General features: G+C 44.3%; 14 protein-coding genes. 8 read left to right on the forward strand and 6 right to left on the reverse strand.

What is annotated here, in order from left to right:
- Positions 1-4: 4 nt before the first annotated feature.
- From DP923_RS08620 to groL, 4 genes are all read left to right on the forward strand, one after another.
- Complete coding sequence (locus tag DP923_RS08620; protein ID WP_112305415.1) at positions 5-1,354, forward strand: hypothetical protein; 1,350 nt, start codon at positions 5-7, stop codon at positions 1,352-1,354.
- Position 1,355: 1 nt separating this feature from the next.
- Positions 1,356-1,748, forward strand: a complete 393-nt coding sequence (secG, locus tag DP923_RS08625) for a preprotein translocase subunit SecG (RefSeq protein WP_112305416.1) — start codon at positions 1,356-1,358, stop codon at positions 1,746-1,748.
- Positions 1,749-1,997: 249 nt separating this feature from the next.
- The gene (gene groES, locus DP923_RS08630; RefSeq protein WP_207801954.1) at positions 1,998-2,288 is read left to right on the forward strand and encodes a co-chaperone GroES; all 291 of its coding nucleotides are present in this window, start codon (positions 1,998-2,000) and stop codon (positions 2,286-2,288) included.
- A gap of 36 nt (positions 2,289-2,324) precedes the next feature.
- Positions 2,325-3,965 carry a chaperonin GroEL gene (gene groL, locus DP923_RS08635; RefSeq protein ID WP_112305417.1) on the forward strand — a complete coding sequence of 547 codons (1,641 nt, stop codon included), beginning with the start codon at positions 2,325-2,327 and terminating at the stop codon, positions 3,963-3,965.
- A 96-nt stretch (positions 3,966-4,061) separates the two neighbouring features.
- Here groL and DP923_RS08640 read toward each other — a convergent pair whose 3' ends face one another.
- Both DP923_RS08640 and DP923_RS08645 read right to left on the reverse strand, forming a co-directional pair.
- Positions 4,062-4,661: a hypothetical protein gene (locus tag DP923_RS08640; RefSeq protein ID WP_112305418.1), complete on the reverse strand. Its 600-nt coding sequence runs from the start codon at positions 4,659-4,661 to the stop codon at positions 4,062-4,064.
- A gap of 174 nt (positions 4,662-4,835) precedes the next feature.
- Positions 4,836-6,251, reverse strand: a complete 1,416-nt coding sequence (locus tag DP923_RS08645; protein ID WP_112305419.1) for a peptide MFS transporter — start codon at positions 6,249-6,251, stop codon at positions 4,836-4,838.
- Positions 6,252-6,479: 228 nt separating this feature from the next.
- On the opposite strand from DP923_RS08645, the gene pckA reads away from it, so the two are divergent.
- The 3 genes from pckA (at position 6,480) to DP923_RS08660 (ending at position 9,656) form a co-directional block, all read left to right on the forward strand.
- Positions 6,480-8,093, forward strand: coding sequence for a phosphoenolpyruvate carboxykinase (ATP) (pckA, locus tag DP923_RS08650; RefSeq protein WP_112305420.1), 1,614 nt, complete (start codon positions 6,480-6,482; stop codon positions 8,091-8,093).
- Positions 8,094-8,244: 151 nt separating this feature from the next.
- On the forward strand, positions 8,245-8,961 hold the full coding sequence (locus DP923_RS08655; RefSeq protein ID WP_112305421.1) for a 16S rRNA (uracil(1498)-N(3))-methyltransferase: 717 nt from the start codon (positions 8,245-8,247) through the stop codon (positions 8,959-8,961).
- An 8-nt stretch (positions 8,962-8,969) separates the two neighbouring features.
- Positions 8,970-9,656, forward strand: a complete 687-nt coding sequence (locus DP923_RS08660) for a DUF4159 domain-containing protein (protein WP_112305422.1) — start codon at positions 8,970-8,972, stop codon at positions 9,654-9,656.
- A 27-nt stretch (positions 9,657-9,683) separates the two neighbouring features.
- Here the strand turns inward: DP923_RS08660 and DP923_RS08665 are convergent, their stop codons facing one another.
- A complete protein-coding gene (locus DP923_RS08665; RefSeq protein ID WP_112305423.1) occupies positions 9,684-10,193 on the reverse strand; it encodes a hypothetical protein in 510 nt (169 codons plus the stop codon).
- A gap of 255 nt (positions 10,194-10,448) precedes the next feature.
- Here DP923_RS08665 and smc point away from each other — a divergent pair, with 255 nt between their 5' ends.
- The gene (smc, locus tag DP923_RS08670) at positions 10,449-13,985 is read left to right on the forward strand and encodes a chromosome segregation protein SMC (RefSeq protein WP_112305424.1); all 3,537 of its coding nucleotides are present in this window, start codon (positions 10,449-10,451) and stop codon (positions 13,983-13,985) included.
- A 62-nt stretch (positions 13,986-14,047) separates the two neighbouring features.
- On the opposite strand, the gene DP923_RS08675 is transcribed toward smc, so the two are convergent.
- The 3 genes from DP923_RS08675 to DP923_RS08685 all read right to left on the reverse strand — a co-directional run bounded on the left by DP923_RS08675 (position 14,048) and on the right by DP923_RS08685 (position 15,870).
- On the reverse strand, positions 14,048-14,392 hold the full coding sequence (locus tag DP923_RS08675) for an MmcQ/YjbR family DNA-binding protein (protein WP_112305425.1): 345 nt from the start codon (positions 14,390-14,392) through the stop codon (positions 14,048-14,050).
- A 32-nt stretch (positions 14,393-14,424) separates the two neighbouring features.
- A complete protein-coding gene (locus tag DP923_RS08680) occupies positions 14,425-14,976 on the reverse strand; it encodes a 1-acyl-sn-glycerol-3-phosphate acyltransferase (protein WP_112305426.1) in 552 nt (183 codons plus the stop codon).
- A 117-nt stretch (positions 14,977-15,093) separates the two neighbouring features.
- Positions 15,094-15,870: a patatin-like phospholipase family protein gene (locus DP923_RS08685; protein ID WP_112305427.1), complete on the reverse strand. Its 777-nt coding sequence runs from the start codon at positions 15,868-15,870 to the stop codon at positions 15,094-15,096.

A 15,870-nucleotide genomic window follows, 5' to 3' on the forward strand; every position in this document is an offset into this window, starting at 1 on the left:
CTACATGAATAAATCAGCTTTTTTAAAACTGATACAACAGGTATCGAACATCTCTGACCAGCAAACAGAAGAGCTGGAGAAGGTGGCCGCTGCTTTTCCTTATTGCCAGACTGCCCATTTGCTTTTAGCTAAATCTGCGCACGATAAAGGAAGTATGCTTTCGACGCAACGCCTGCGCCGCGCATCTTCTTATGCCACCGACAGGCAGTTGCTAAAACGCATTATTTATACTTTGCCTGATCCTACTTCAGAACAGGAAGTTAACGTTCCTGAACCACAGCTTGCTGTAGTGGAACCGGTACAAACAACTGAAGTAACAATTGAATCTGAGGAAACTATCATCATAGAGAATCAGGATGTTACATTTTATACTTCTGATCTTCAGACTGAAGTAATAAATTTAGAAAATACAGCGCAACAAGAAAACGTACTACCGGAGGTTGAGCCCCAGGTTTATACATTACAGGATCATTTGGCAGATTACGCATTTGATGAGCCGGAGCCTGATTCTGAGTTAAGTTCGTTGCTCCAGATAAATAGCCTGAGCCCTACGTTTACTGATCTGCTGGCACAAACGCCGGAAGTAACTGAAGACCCAACAGCAGCCAGTGAACCTGAACAGGAAAATCATACGATAGCAATTCCGGTTTCAGAACTGCCATTTGATACCAGGTATGAACTGATCGAAGAAGAAACTGAAGATGAAACCGGTTTGGCACTGTCGGATGTGCTGGACTGTACCTTCCAGAGTATAGATAACCGAATGGCTGTGGCAGCCGGCCAAATACCTACCGAGGATCTTGCAGAAACCGAAGCACCACAGCAACCTGAGCCAGAACCTATAAAGGATGATGCTGAAGAGCAGGCTGAGATCAATTATTCTATGGATGAAATTGATCGCTTGTACGCAGAAGATGTGCTGGGTTACTGGATGTCGTCGAGCCGGATGGGCGAAGTGCTGCAACTAAAAGACGAGTATACCCGCCAGAAACCGCAAAGTTTCCATCCTGAACTGATACTGGAGTACAGCAAAACCCACGAGCTGGAAAAAGCCGTGCAGCCCGGAAAGCATATTTTAAGCCAGCAGCTTAACATCATAGATCAGTTCCTGAAGCTGAACCCGCGCCTGAAAACCATGGCTAACATGAAAATAAAGTCTGAACCTCAGGAAGACTTATCGCTGAAGGGCACCAAGATCAAAAAAGGAATTGCTTCCGAAAGTTTAGCCGCCATTTTCCTGAAACAGGGCAAACCGAAAAAAGCTATTAAAATATATGAGTTGCTCATTTTGAAATATCCGGAAAAAAAGAGTTACTTTGCCGAACAGATAGAAAAATTACAAAACCAAATTTAACATGTATATCGCCCTGATCAGTATTATCATTTTTGTTTGCGTACTGCTTATATTGGTTGTTCTTTCCCAAAACCCAAAGGGAGGCGGACTTTCAAGCCAATTTGGCGGCGGCGGTGCCAGCCAGTTAATGGGTGTTAAACGTACAGGCGATCTGCTTGAAAAACTTACCTGGGGTTTCGCTATTGGTCTTGTTGTTTTAACGTTAGGCACGCACATGATAGTTGATACTTCCGGTTCTGACAATGTAAACCGCAGCGTAAATGAAGAACGTGCTCGTCAGTCTGCTTTACCGGCTGCCCCGGCTACGTTACCAGGCGCTAACACTGATACAACTGCTGCTATCCCTGGTGCTGCTGAAATTCCAGCCATGATCGATACAGCAAAAGCTAACTAAGCAACGCAACTTAAAGTATAAACAAAGCCGGTCTTATTAAAGACCGGCTTTGTTGTTTAAAGCCATCTTTGGCAGATTCATACTTTAACCTCCTATTTCCTGTCAGCCACTGACAAAAATGTCAGACCGGATAGCCAAGCCAACTGAAAAATTGGCTTAAAATGGCAGAATAACTCTATTGGCACAGGAAGTGATAGTAGCTCCTTGGTTTCAAATTAACATAACCTAAACCAAAAAATATAACAAACTATGTCAATCAGCATTAAACCATTAGCAGACAGAGTAATCATTGCTCCTGCTGCCGCAGAAGAAAAAACAAAGTCTGGTATCATCATTCCTGACACTGCTAAAGAGAAACCACAGCGTGGCGATGTAGTAGCAGTTGGCGAAGGTAAAGTATCTGAGCAAGGCACGTTGATGCAGCCGCAGGTTAAAGTTGGCGACCAGGTATTGTATGGCAAGTATGCCGGCACTGAAATCTCAGTAGATGGTAATGATTACCTGATCATGCGCGAATCTGATATTCTGGCAGTTCTATAATCAATTCAATTTAAAAGAATCATTTAAAATATAACTATGGCTAAGAACATCACATTTGATGCCGATGCACGTGGCAAAATTAAAGCCGGTGTTGATAAACTGGCGAATGCTGTTAAAGTAACTTTAGGCCCGAAAGGCCGCAACGTAATCATCGATCGTAAGTTTGGTGCGCCAAACATCACGAAAGATGGTGTTTCTGTTGCAAAAGAAATTGAGCTGAAAGACCCTATCGAAAACATGGGTGCACAGTTAGTAAAAGAGGTTGCCTCTAAAACTGCTGACCAGGCTGGCGATGGTACTACAACTGCAACGGTATTAGCGCAGGCTATTTACACAGCAGGTATCAAGAACGTAGCAGCTGGTGCTAACCCAATGGACCTGAAGCGTGGTATCGACAAGGCAGTTACGGCTGTTGTTGCTAACCTGAAATCTCAGTCCAAGAAAATCGAAAACTCATCTGAGATCTCTCAGGTAGGTACGATCTCTGCTAACAACGACGCTGAAATCGGTAAAATGATTGCCGATGCGATGGATAAAGTTGGTAAAGATGGCGTTATCACGGTAGAAGAAGCAAAAGGAACTGAAACTGAAGTAAAAACAGTGGAAGGTATGCAGTTTGACCGCGGTTACCTGTCTCCATACTTTGTGACCAACGCAGAGAAAATGGAAGCTGAGTTCGAGAATCCATTCATCCTGATTTACGACAAAAAAGTTTCTACCATGAAGGAATTGCTTCCGGTATTGGAGCAGGTTGTTCAGACTGGCAGAGGCTTGATCATCATCTCTGAAGATGTAGACGGCGAAGCGCTTGCAACTTTAGTTGTAAACAAACTGCGTGGCTCGCTTAAAATTGCTGCTGTTAAAGCTCCTGGCTTTGGCGACAGAAGAAAAGCAATGCTGGAAGATATCGCGATCCTGACGGGTGGTACGGTAATTTCTGAAGAGCGTGGCTACAAGTTAGAGAACGCGACACTGGAGTACTTAGGTAACGCTGAAAAAGTGATCATCGACAAAGACAACACAACCATTGTAAATGGTGCTGGCCAGAAAGATGATATCGTAGCGCGCGTAAACCAGATCAAATCTCAGATGGAGACGACTACATCTGATTACGATAAAGAAAAATTACAGGAGCGTTTAGCTAAATTATCTGGCGGTGTTGCGATACTTTACATTGGTGCTTCTACGGAAGTAGAAATGAAAGAGAAGAAAGACCGTGTGGATGATGCCCTGCATGCTACCCGCGCTGCCGTGGAAGAAGGTATCGTTGCCGGTGGTGGTGTTGCCCTGATCCGTGCATTGGATGCGCTGGAGAACCTGGAAGTTTACAATGCGGATGAGCAGACTGGAGTTCAGATCATCAGAACAGCTTTGGAGGCTCCGCTTAGAACAATTGTATCTAACGCTGGTGGCGAAGGTTCTGTAGTAGTACAGGCTATCCGCGAAGGAAAAGCTGATTTTGGCTACAATGCCCGTGATAACCGTTACGAAAACATGTTCGCAGCAGGTATCATCGACCCAACTAAAGTAACGCGTCTTGCGCTTGAGAACGCAGCTTCTATAGCCGGACTTCTGTTAACAACAGAGTGTGTGGTTTCTGAAGATGCAGAAGAAGACAAAGGCGGTGCTGGTGCCGGCATGCCAGGTGGCATGGGTGGTATGGGCGGCATGATGTAAGCTGCATTTCCCTTCTATTTATAACTGAAAATCCCCTGAGCCAAGTCGGTTCAGGGGATTTTTGTTTTAAGTACCTTTGTAAAGTATAAATTTGCTTTACTTCAGCTCCATGAGCTCGATAGTAATATCGTGCGGGGCAAATTCATCGCCGCCAAAGTATGGAAAAAGCTGGTACCGCTCCACATCACTGTTGCAGCCTCTGGGAAGTATAACTTCTTTCCCGTCAAGTATAAATGTATACTTTCCCTCTCCCATTCTTAATTCATACGTACTTGGTTTGTTTAAATCTACACAGCCAATAAACTCAGACTTGCGCACTTTATTTATATAAGTATAAGCATGTATTTCGAGGCGGTTATTAAACCAGCGCCAGCCAAAACGCGCACTGTTGGTATGATGATCGTTGCCGCAATCTGATACGCCATACAATTTGTTAATGTCGGCTTGGTTTACGGGGTCTATGGTTTGGTAAACAGCTGACTTATCAAAAGTTGCTTTAAAACGCATGACGGAACCTGTCGCTTTCTTATACTGCAATACGGCATGCTGCTGCCCTTTTTTGATCGTGTAAATTGTTGCTTTAGGTTCAGGAAGTTGGTCTGTAGTAATTTCTGAGGTAACCTCGCATGCTGAGAACATAAAGGTAATCAGGACAAAGTATAGCAGTATACTTTGCTTGTAAAAAGTGGTAAACATTTGGCTATAAAATTGAATTAAGTTAATAAAAAAGTATATTTATTTGGTAGTGTAATAAATAGGATAATAATACATAGAATCAAGCTGTTTATACTTTAATCTCAAAAAATATAGGACAAAAAAAGCCCCGACTAAGTTTAGTCGGGGCTTTTTAATTTTCTACTTATTTTATACTTAGCCGCGGCCGTGCATCATGTGCATCAGCTTGCGGGTAAGCGCTATCAGAATAAGACCGGCTACAATTACGAATATACCGATTGCCATAAAGATATTGAAAGCACCCATCTCCTCTACGTAAGAAGCAATGTAGCCACCTGCAATTTGCGCAATGAACGGAGCCAGGAACCATACACCCATCAGCATCGATACCAATGTTACAGGTGCAAGACGAGTTACCATTGATAAGCCTATTGGTGAAAGGCACAGCTCACCAATCGTATGGAAGAAGTAAGTGGCGATCAACCAGGCAAGGCTGGCTTTCACAGTTTCGTCATCAACACCACCGCGCTCCATTACGGCACCCACCATAAAGAAGAAGCCAACACCAAGCAAGATCATACCAACACCCATTTTAGTTGGGATGCTCAGGTCTTTGCCACGCTTCGCCAGGAACAACCAAAGCTGTGCCGTTAGCGGCGCGAAGAGCACTATAAATAAGGGGTTAACCGACTGGAACCACGAAGTTGGGATCAGGAAACCGAAGAAGTTACGGTCGATGTATTTATCGGTGTAAACAGTAAGGGAGCTACCGGCTTGCTCGAAACCAGCCCAGAAGAAGATCACAAATACAGAAATAATAAAGATAACCGATACGCGGTCGATCTCTTCTTTTGTAAGTTTTGCAGAAACAGCTGGCTTGCCGGTTTCCGCATCGTTTTCAGCTTTAACAGGCTTCAAACCCAGATCACCTAATAAAGATGGCCCTAAGGTGTTGAATACGATCTGACCGATCACCATACCGATACCAGCAGCAAGGAAACCATACTGAAAGCCATAGTTTGTTACCGTTTCTACACCATCTATAACAGCTTTGGTTGCAAAATAATCTTCAGCCAGGTAACCGCACACAAGAGGCGCCATAAACGCACCAATGTTGATACCCATGTAAAAAATGGTGAAAGCAGAATCGCGGCGCGGGTCGCCCTGCGCATAAAGATTACCTACAATGGAAGAAATATTCGGTTTAAAGAAACCATTTCCGATGATTAACAGTAGAAGCCCCAAATAGGTCATTTCTACGCCTACATAAGGAGTAGAGAACAAACTGAACTGGCCTAATGCCATCAGCACACCACCTATCAGAATAGCACGACGATGACCTAAGAATTTATCAGCCAACCAACCGCCAATAATAGGCGTAAAATATACAAAACCAGTAAAGTATCCATAAATTAAAGCTGCATCGGCTACGCTATAACCCAGACCACCTTCCAAGGCAGTTTTTGTTAAGTATAGCATTAAAAGGCCACGCATCCCGTAATAACTGAAGCGCTCCCATAATTCTGTAAAGAACAAAAGGTATAACCCCTTTGGATGCTTCAGATTTTCCTGTGCCACCGCAGCTCCAGGGTTTTGTTGGTTAACAGACATAGAAATTAATTAGATTGAGTGTTTAGTTGAGACAAGTTAAGCAAACATAGGAGGTAAATATATTAGTTTGAGCCCATACAGCAAAATTTTTCTGGAATTGAAGCTATATCCTTCACCTGGCCTTTAATATTTGTACCTTACATTATAATGAGATACATTTTTTCATATTTTTGTGTCGCAATTGTGACACAAACAGTTCACTAACTAAAACAAACCCATAATTTTCAAATGAAAGAATCTGGAGATAAATCTAAAGCTGTTGGTCTGGATAGCTTAGGCATCAAAGAAGCAAAAGAAGTGCTTTGGAACCTGAGCCCTGCAGAGCTGGTGGAAGAAGCCATCAAAAACGGAGAAGGCGTACTCACAGACACTGGCGCTCTGATGTGCGATACCGGCAAGTTTACAGGCCGTTCGCCTAAAGACCGCTTCGTAGTGAAAGATGCCAAGACCGAAGAATCAGTTTGGTGGGGCGATATCAATATTGCCTTTGATCCTGAAAAATTCGACAAGCTGCAGGAAAAAATGATCGATTTCCTGAAAGACCGCAAGCTGTACGTACGCGATGCGTATGCAGGTGCTCATCCAGATTATCGCTTGAATCTTCGTATTGTGAACACACAGGCTTGGCAGAACCTTTTCTGCAACAACATGTTCCTGCGTCTTACAAAAGACGAAATTGCAAACCACACACCAGAATTCACGATCATCTGCGCACCTGAGTTCGAAGCTGACCCGGCTGTAGACGGCACACGCCAGTCAAACTTTGCCATCATCAACTTCACCAAGAACATGATCCTGATTGGTGGTACTGGTTATGCCGGCGAAATGAAAAAAGGCATCTTCGGTGTGTTAAACTATATTCTGCCTCACGAAAAAAATACGTTATCCATGCACTGCTCTGCCAACGTTGGCGCAGAAGGCGATACGGCTATTTTCTTCGGTCTGTCAGGTACCGGTAAAACTACGCTTTCTGCTGACCCTAACCGTGGCCTGATCGGTGACGATGAGCACGGCTGGACTTCTGACAGCGTATTTAACTTTGAAGGTGGTTGCTATGCAAAAGTAATCGACCTGACAAGAGAAAAAGAACCACAGATTTGGGATGCCATCAAATTCGGCTCTATTGTAGAGAACACCCGCTTTGTAGAAGGCACAAGAGAAGTAGACTATACAAACAACTCTGTAACAGAGAACACGCGTACGGCCTACCCTATTAACCACATCGATAACGCTATCGAGCCATCCAGAGCAGATATTCCGAAGAACATCTTCTTCTTGACAGCAGATGCATTTGGTGTGTTACCTCCGATCTCTAAACTGAATAAGAGCCAGGCCATGTACCACTTCATTTCTGGTTATACTGCTAAAGTTGCCGGTACTGAAGTTGGTATTACAGAGCCACAGACTACTTTCTCTGCTTGCTTTGGCGCAGCTTTCCTTCCATTGCACCCAACCAAGTATGCTGAAATGTTGGGCAGAAAGATGGATGAGAACAACGTAAATGTTTGGCTGATCAATACAGGCTGGACTGGCGGTGCTTACGGTGTAGGTTCACGTATGAAATTGCCATACACGCGTGCTATGATTACGGCTGCGCTTAACGGCGAACTGAACGAGGTAGAATTTACAAAGCACCCGATCTTTGGTGTGCAGATCCCGAATTCTTGCCCTAACGTACCGGCTGAAATCCTGAACCCACGTAACACTTGGGCTAACAAGGAAGAATACGATGCGAAGGCAGCTGACCTAGGTTCTAAATTCGTGAAGAACTTTACCAAGTATGCAGATTACGCGAATGAAGAAATCCTGGCAGGCGCGCCGCAGGTGGAAGCTATCGCTTAATTAAAGTATAAAGTACAGAAAGCCCCTTTACCTGAAAAGTGAAGGGGCTTTTTTTTATGAGTAATCGTTTTATACTTTCGTATAGTAATATAAAAAAGTGTCTTTTGGATTAATTCGTAATTCTTAACTCATAATTCGTAATTCTAAAGCTGTGCATATATTTTATACACCGGATATCACTTCTGAAAACTATACTTTGCCCGAAGAAGAATCGAAACATTGTACGCGTGTTTTGCGGCTACAGCAAGGCGATACCGTATACCTGACCGATGGCAAAGGCGGCTTGTATACAGCAATCATTCAGAATGCACACCAGAAAAAATGCCAGCTGCAGATTATAGACAAGCAACTGGAGTATGGTAAATTGCCTTTTGCGCTACACATTGCTGTGGCTCCTACAAAAAATATAGACCGCATCGAGTGGTTTGTAGAGAAGGCCGTTGAGATTGGAGTAAGTGAAATTACGTTTCTGCTTTGCGAACATTCGGAGCGCCGGCAGCTCCGGTTAGACCGCCTTGAGAAAATTGCCGTAAGCGCCATGAAGCAATCGCAGAAAGGCTTTATGCCACTGCTAAATGACCTTATGCCAGTAAACCGCTTTATACAGAAAGCAGCGCCAAACAATACATTTATCGCTCATTTAGAAGATGATGCAACCAAAGGTATAAAGGAATACTATAAGTATGGCCAGCCGCATTGTATTATGATCGGGCCGGAAGGAGATTTTTCTGAGCACGAAATTAAGGCTGCTTATGAAACTGGAATACGTCCTGTAACTTTAGGCCAGAGCAGGCTCCGCACCGAAACAGCTGCGCTTGTAGCCTGCCATACGTTGCATGTACTACACGATGTATTTGAACCTTTATAAGTATACCTATGCAGTTTCCGAGATTTCAGTTTGTAACCAGCGTGTTTATACTTTGCCTGCTGTTAGGTTTAAGTACAGGAGCATCTGCGCAAAAGTATAGCTTTAAAATTGCCAAGCTAAAGTATAACGGCGGCGGCGACTGGTACGCAAACAAGACCTCACTCCCAAACCTGATCCGGTTTTGTAACCAGCAACTTAACGCTAATATTGCCCCGGAAGAAGCTGTCGTAGAAGTCGGTAATGCCGAACTATTGAGTTACCCGTTTGTGCACATGACCGGCCACGGAAATGTCGTTTTCTCGGATGCTGAAGCCCAAAACCTGCGTACTTATTTAACGAGTGGCGGATTTCTACACATCGATGACAACTATGGGTTGGATAAATTTATCCGGAAAGAGATGAAAAAGGTTTTCCCGGAGTATGAATTTGTAGAAGTGCCTTACAACCATCCCATCTATAAACAGAAATTTTATTTCCCGAACGGCTTACCTAAAGTACACGAACACGATAGCAAGCCACCCCAGGGCTTCGGGATTATACATGATGGCCGTTTAGTTTGCTTTTATACGTTTGAAACCGACCTTGGTAATGGTTGGGAGGATGCCGAAGTCCACAACGACCCGGAACACATCAGGCAGCAGGCCCTGCGGATGGGAGCAAATATTCTGGCTTACGCCTTAACGGTTTTCAATTGATTTATACTTACTCAAATATAAAACCTGCTAATATTTGCGGTTGAATATCTCTGAAAGAATAAAAGCTTGTTTTGCACTATTAGGATTTTGTAACAAAGCGCGGTAAGGGTTCAGTCGTTTTTGCTGCTGTTGCATATAAGCTGCCGGCGTCTGGATCTCCTGTAGTGTACTCTTTCTTTTGCGTGGTTTTATCCGTTCATCCGGTATAGTTTCAAGCGAGCGAGCCTCGGTTTTGGTCTGCTCATAAGTAAAGACCGGCGTTGGTTGTTCGTAAACAACAGGTCTCGGGGTTACTTTCCGCTCCTGCTCGTTTGCCTTTTCCATTTTAGGTTGAAGCTCCCGCAAAATATCTTCAAAAGAAGTTTTCGGTGCAGCTGGCTTTGAAATTTCCTTTGTAACTGGTTTAGCTGTTACAACAGGCTTATCAGGCAGTGTATTTTCCTTTGTCGCGTCTGTTTTAAAAGCTTTCCGGAACGCATTAAAAACAAAATACGCTACTGCAGCCAGTATATAAAGTATAATTTTAAAATCTTCCATAATAGTGTGTCCTAACCAAAGATACTAAATTCAGGCAGATTATCCGGTCTAAAGTATACTTTATGCTGACCTGCGTTTCAGATAACTTCTGTTTATACTTTCCTGTTTACCGCTGATGCTCTCTCACGGACCATCAAACAAACTTTAGACTTATACTTCCGGAAAAGAAGGGCCATAAAATTGATTTTTGTAACGGATGATTGAAGATTAACTGTTATTTTTGAGTTTGGTTTACAGCGTTTCTCCCGGAAATTAATGCAAGTTTCAAGATTAGAAATTAAAGGTTTCAAAAGCTTTGGCGACCGCGTGGTCATCAATTTTGATGAAGGTATAACAGGTATTGTAGGGCCAAACGGGTGCGGAAAATCCAATATTGTGGATGCCATCCGTTGGGTTTTAGGCGAGCAACGTACACGTAATCTCCGCTCCGATAAGATGGAAAACGTGATCTTTAACGGTTCCAAAACGCGCCGTCCGGTGCAAATGGCGGAAGTATCCATCACGTTTACCAACAACAAAGGCGTGCTACCAACCGAGTACTCGCATGTAACGGTTACGCGCCGTTACCACCGCAGTGGCGACAGCGAGTACCTGTTAAATGGCGTTACTTGCCGCCTAAAAGACATCAACGAACTTTTCCTGGATACCGGCATCGGTTCTGACAGCTATGCCATTATCGAGCTAAAAATGGTGGATGAGCTCCTGAACGATAAGGAAAACTCGCGCCGCTTGTTATTCGAGGAAGCTGCCGGCATTTCTAAATTCAGGGTACGCAAAAAGCAAACGCTTAAGAAACTCGAAGAGACGGATGCCGACCTGGAGCGCGTGGAAGATGTGCTGTTTGAGATTGGCAAGAACATGAAAACGCTGGAGCGGCAGGCCAAACAGGCCATCCGGTATTTTCAGTTAAAAGACGATTATAAGAAGCATAGCCTCGCTTTTGCGCGCCGGAACATATCCCAATACCAGCAAGTTTTGCAGCGACTGGAGCAGGATATGCAACAGGAAACTTCGCTTAAAGATACGTATGTAGGTGCCGTAACAGCAGCTGAAGAGGCTATTGCAGACCAGAAAGAAGAACTGAACCAAACGCAGGAACAGCTTGGCGAAATGCAGAAAATGATGCAGATGCAAACTGCCAAACTGCACCAACTGGAAAACGACATTAAATTACGCGCCGAACGCAGCACTTTTCTAAAAGAACGCATGCTGCAACTGCGCCAGCAGATAAGCCAGGACACCGCCAACCTCGACCACACCCAGGAAAGTATAAGCCAGCTGCGCGAAGAACTGGAAACGGTACAGGATAGCTTTGCCACCGCTGAGGAACAGGTTACCAACCTGAAAGATGAACTGCAGGAAGCAAACGAACAAAAGCTGGAACTGCAGGAAGCATTTCAGGAATTGTCGCAGCAACAGCGCGAAAAGCAGCAGGCCGTTTTCCAGCTGCATAAATCGTTGGAGATAAGCCAGATCCAGATTCAGAACCTGAACCAGGAACTGGAACGTTTGCACCAGCAGCAGCAAACCGCTGATGAAGATGGCCTTGCGCTGCAGGAGCAACTCCAGGAAACACAGTTTATTGTAGAAGAGAAAACATCTGAACTGGTAAAACTACAGGCTCACGAAGAAACACTTTCAGAACAAATAACGGCTACCGAGCAGGAAATTGAAACGCAGAAAGCACAATTGGTAGAGCTGAACCGTAAACTTGATGCCAGGCAAAACCAACTGAACCTGACCCGATCGTTGGTTGAAAACATGGAAGGCTTTCCGGAAGCAATTAAGTTTTTGTGCCAGACAGACAGCTGGTCGAAGCCCGCTCCACTCCTTTCCGATATTATTGTTAGCAAGCCTGATTACAAGCCGCTTATAGAAAGTTACCTCGAGCCATACATGAACTTCTTTGTAGTGGAAACGCTACAGGACGCCATGGAAGCAACAGCTCTTTTAAAAGCAGAAAACAAAGGCCGCGCTAACTTCATCATACTTTCTGAAATTGAAGAACTAGAGCCAACTGCTACCTTTAACGATGGCAAACTGGTTGCAGCTTTCGAGGTTGTTTCCGGAGATAAAAAGTATAGCAACCTGCTCAAGTACATGCTCAGCAATGTGTACATCAGCGAGGGTTCTGACGATGATTTCTCTTCGGAAGATTACCGCACCATTATCTTAAAAGATGGCTCAGCCATTAAAAAGCCGCTTAGCTTATCAGGTGGTTCGGTAGGTTTGTTTGATGGAAACAGGTTAGGCCGCAAGCAAAACCTGGAGCAACTGCAGCAGGAAGTCGAAGCCCTCGCCCACCAGGTTGATCTGGCGCAAAGCCGCATCAATACCCAAAACCAAAGACTGCTGAATTATAAAGCCGAATCAGAAAAGGAAAGTATAAAACTGCTCGAAAAAGAAGTTACCAAACAGCAACAGGAACTGCTTACCGTACGCATTCGTTTTGAGCAGCACCAGCAAAACCTGCGCAACTTTGATCAGAAGAAGGCAGAATTGCATGAAAGGCTAACGGAGTTGCGCGAGCAAAGTATAACTATCTCGCCGCAGGCCACCGCCGACCAGCAGGAACTGAAGCAACTGGAAGAAGAACTGGCCGTTTATACTTCGCAACTTAACCGACAGCAGGAACAGATCACGGTTATTTCTGGCATGTATAACCAGGAAAATATCCAGTACCACCAGCTAAAAAACCGGTACGCCAGTTTGCAACAGGAAATCAGTTACAAGCAAAAAACGGTAGAAGCTAACCAGGAGCGCATCGAGGGTTTAAAACAGGAATTAGTTAAAGCGGAAGACGAAATTGCCCATACAGCTGCTTTCATCGACGAGAACGAGGCCGTAGTAGAAACCATGACGGCGGCCCGCAAGGAGTTTGGCTACGAATTGGAAGAAGTAGAAAAAGCATACTTTACGTTGCGTGGCGATCTGAATGAAAAAGAAAAAACGATCCGTGAGTTGCAGCGCAAACGCCAGAATGCCGATGAACTGCTCATGCGGATGCAGCAAACCATTAACGATACTAAAATAAAACTGGTTTCGGTGCAGGAGCGCCTGGCGGCTGAGTTTAATATTTCAGAGGAAGATTTTGCCTCGCCGGTACCGGAAACAGAGCTATTAATTGAACTGAGCAACGAAGAACTAAGCAGGCACATTTCTGAAGCTAAAACGGCACTCGATAAAATGGGTCCGGTAAATGCCATGGCCGCCGAAGCTTATACTGAAATTGAAGAGCGTAACAAATTTATAACCGAGCAGCGCAACGACCTGGTGAATGCTAAAACCATGCTGATCGATACGATTAACGAGATTGACACAGTAGCGAAGGAAAAATTCACGGAAGCTTTCAACCAGATAAAAGGCAACTTTAAACGTGTTTTCAGAAGCCTGTTTACCGAAGAAGATAACTGCGACTTGGTTATTGTAGACCCAAGCAACCCGCTGGAGTCGCGCATTGAGATCATGGCCCAGCCAAAAGGCAAACGGCCGCTCACGATAAACCAGCTTTCGGGCGGCGAGAAAACTTTAACGGCCATTTCGCTTCTGTTTGCTATTTACCTACTGAAGCCTGCTCCGTTCTGTATTTTTGATGAAGTGGATGCGCCGCTTGATGATGCAAACATTGATAAATTCAACAACATCATCCGTACTTTCTCCAACGACTCGCAGTTTATTGTGGTAACGCACAACAAACGCACGATGGCTTCAACGGATGTGATGTATGGCATCACGATGATCGAGGCCGGCATCTCAAGGGTAATTCCGGTGGACCTAAGGCAAATTGCTTAAAAGTAAAACGTATAAAAAAGCCGCTGTAAAAATTACAGCGGCTTTTTTATACTTCAATAGCTTTAGTTATCAATCTCCTTCTGTGTCTTTTTAGGAAGTTTATACTTTACCAACTCATAAGATTGGGTAACATAATATTTCCACTCTTCATCGGTCAGCCTATCCCATTGCTGCACCGAAATCCATTTATTGCGGGCCATATATGGTGCGGGTATAATCTGGAGTGAATTAGCCAACGAATCAAACTCTTCTGGAAGCACCTTAAAAGAAACCGCATGTGGCGGATCTATACTTGTAACACAGAACATTTTGCCGGCTACGGTAAAGCACAGGTCGGCTCCCCATTTTATATCTTCTTCAACACCCTTAAACGAAAGGCAAAGTGCATGCAAGTCTTCAATGTTCACTTTTTAAACCTCTAACTCTTCAACTTTCTAACTTATCTTACTCCGTTCTCAGGGAATTTTGCTGTCTTGGTTCTGTAGAAAGCAAGTATACTTTCCATATCTGCTTCAATATCGCCGGTTGGGTAAAAGGTCGGGCCGATGCCTGCTTCTTTTTTAGCGTAATCCAGGTAACCCAGTACAATCGGAACGCCTGCTCCTATTGCCACATGGTAAAAACCTCTGCGCCAGCGCGGCTGGTATTTGCGTGTGCCCTCGGGTGTCACCATCACGCACATATCTTCTTTATGCGTTTTAAAAATGTTGATCATCGCATCTACCATGCGCGTGTTCCTGGAACGATCGATCGGCAACGCACCCATACTTTTAAGCAAGCCGCCAAACGGGAAACGCATAAATTCCTTTTTGATCGTAAAGCGGATCGGTGCATCCATGAGGTAAAATGCGGCCCTGGCATAAATAAAGTCCCAGTTGCTGGTATGCGGTGCCGCAATCATCACACAACGGCGGTTGTCCGAAGTTAAATTACCTACCAATTTCCAGCCGCTGAGTTTAAAAAATAGCTTTGATATAATTTTACCAACCATGCGTAATGTATAAACGAAGTATAAATCCTTTCTGAAAGGGGCAAAAATGAAACTGTATATTTACATACAATTGCTCATATAGACAAATTATAAGCGCAATTGTAGGCAGGTTGCCGATTAAATCCGGGCGCTGGATTCGGCTAGCTTCCGTAAAGCGGTTTCATGTTTTAACGCATGCTGGTAACCAACCTCAAAAATTTCGTCGGCTTTTCTAAAACTCGTTAACCGATAATTAACCAGGGCTTCCGGCTCTAAAACGAGGTCGCATTGCGGAAGGCGCAGCTTTACATTATTGTTTACAGCCAGTTGCAACGTACGCTCGATCATCCCACGCATCGTGGTGATCTTCGCTTCTTTGTTGATCGGGTTAACATGTACCCCAATAATTTTGTCGCAGGATTCCCGGATGGGGTCTATAGGCATGTTGTTCAGTAAGCCACCATCCTGCAACACTTTATCTTCGAAAACAACAGACTTATAAATAATAGGTGCTGCTACCGATGCCAGTAGGGGTTGAATGATACTTCCTTCAGAAAAGTAGATAATCTCCGCTTTGTTAATTTCAGTTGCAGTAACTGTAACCGGAATACGAAGCTGCTCAAACGTGCGGTTTGCCCCCAGGTATTTACAGAAGAGTTTTTCTATTTCATCCAAATGCATAAACCCGACCTGCCTTAATGTAGGTCTTATAATCTGGAAAAGGCTCAGCTCTTTGATCAGTTTCAGGATTTCGGTCGGTTTGTAGCCGGCTGCATAAAATATTCCTGCTACTGCACCTGAGCTCACCCCGGAAATCGCATCTATTTTAATATTAAATTCATCGAGTGCTTTCAGAACTCCCAGGTGGGCTATTCCGCGAGCAGCTCCTCCGGAGAGAACAAGACCTATCCGCAT

The sequence above is a fragment of the Pontibacter arcticus genome (genome assembly GCF_003284895.1).
GTDB lineage: Bacteria > Bacteroidota > Bacteroidia > Cytophagales > Hymenobacteraceae > Pontibacter > Pontibacter arcticus.

Excerpts from the sequence above, each read along its gene's own strand:
- DP923_RS08660 (WP_112305422.1), top strand. The coding sequence starts at position 8,970 with ATGCAGTTTCCGAGATTTCAGTTTGTAACCAGCGTGTTTATACTTTGC.
- DP923_RS08665 (WP_112305423.1), bottom strand. The coding sequence starts at position 10,193 with ATGGAAGATTTTAAAATTATACTTTATATACTGGCTGCAGTAGCGTAT.
- DP923_RS08685 (WP_112305427.1), bottom strand. The coding sequence starts at position 15,870 with ATGCGGATAGGTCTTGTTCTCTCCGGAGGAGCTGCTCGCGGAATAGCC.
- DP923_RS08640 (WP_112305418.1), bottom strand. The coding sequence starts at position 4,661 with ATGTTTACCACTTTTTACAAGCAAAGTATACTGCTATACTTTGTCCTG.
- pckA (WP_112305420.1), top strand. The coding sequence starts at position 6,480 with ATGAAAGAATCTGGAGATAAATCTAAAGCTGTTGGTCTGGATAGCTTA.
- secG (WP_112305416.1), top strand. The coding sequence starts at position 1,356 with ATGTATATCGCCCTGATCAGTATTATCATTTTTGTTTGCGTACTGCTT.
- DP923_RS08680 (WP_112305426.1), bottom strand. The coding sequence starts at position 14,976 with ATGGTTGGTAAAATTATATCAAAGCTATTTTTTAAACTCAGCGGCTGG.
- DP923_RS08620 (WP_112305415.1), top strand. The coding sequence starts at position 5 with ATGAATAAATCAGCTTTTTTAAAACTGATACAACAGGTATCGAACATC.
- smc (WP_112305424.1), top strand. The coding sequence starts at position 10,449 with ATGCAAGTTTCAAGATTAGAAATTAAAGGTTTCAAAAGCTTTGGCGAC.
- groL (WP_112305417.1), top strand. The coding sequence starts at position 2,325 with ATGGCTAAGAACATCACATTTGATGCCGATGCACGTGGCAAAATTAAA.
- groES (WP_207801954.1), top strand. The coding sequence starts at position 1,998 with ATGTCAATCAGCATTAAACCATTAGCAGACAGAGTAATCATTGCTCCT.
- DP923_RS08645 (WP_112305419.1), bottom strand. The coding sequence starts at position 6,251 with ATGTCTGTTAACCAACAAAACCCTGGAGCTGCGGTGGCACAGGAAAAT.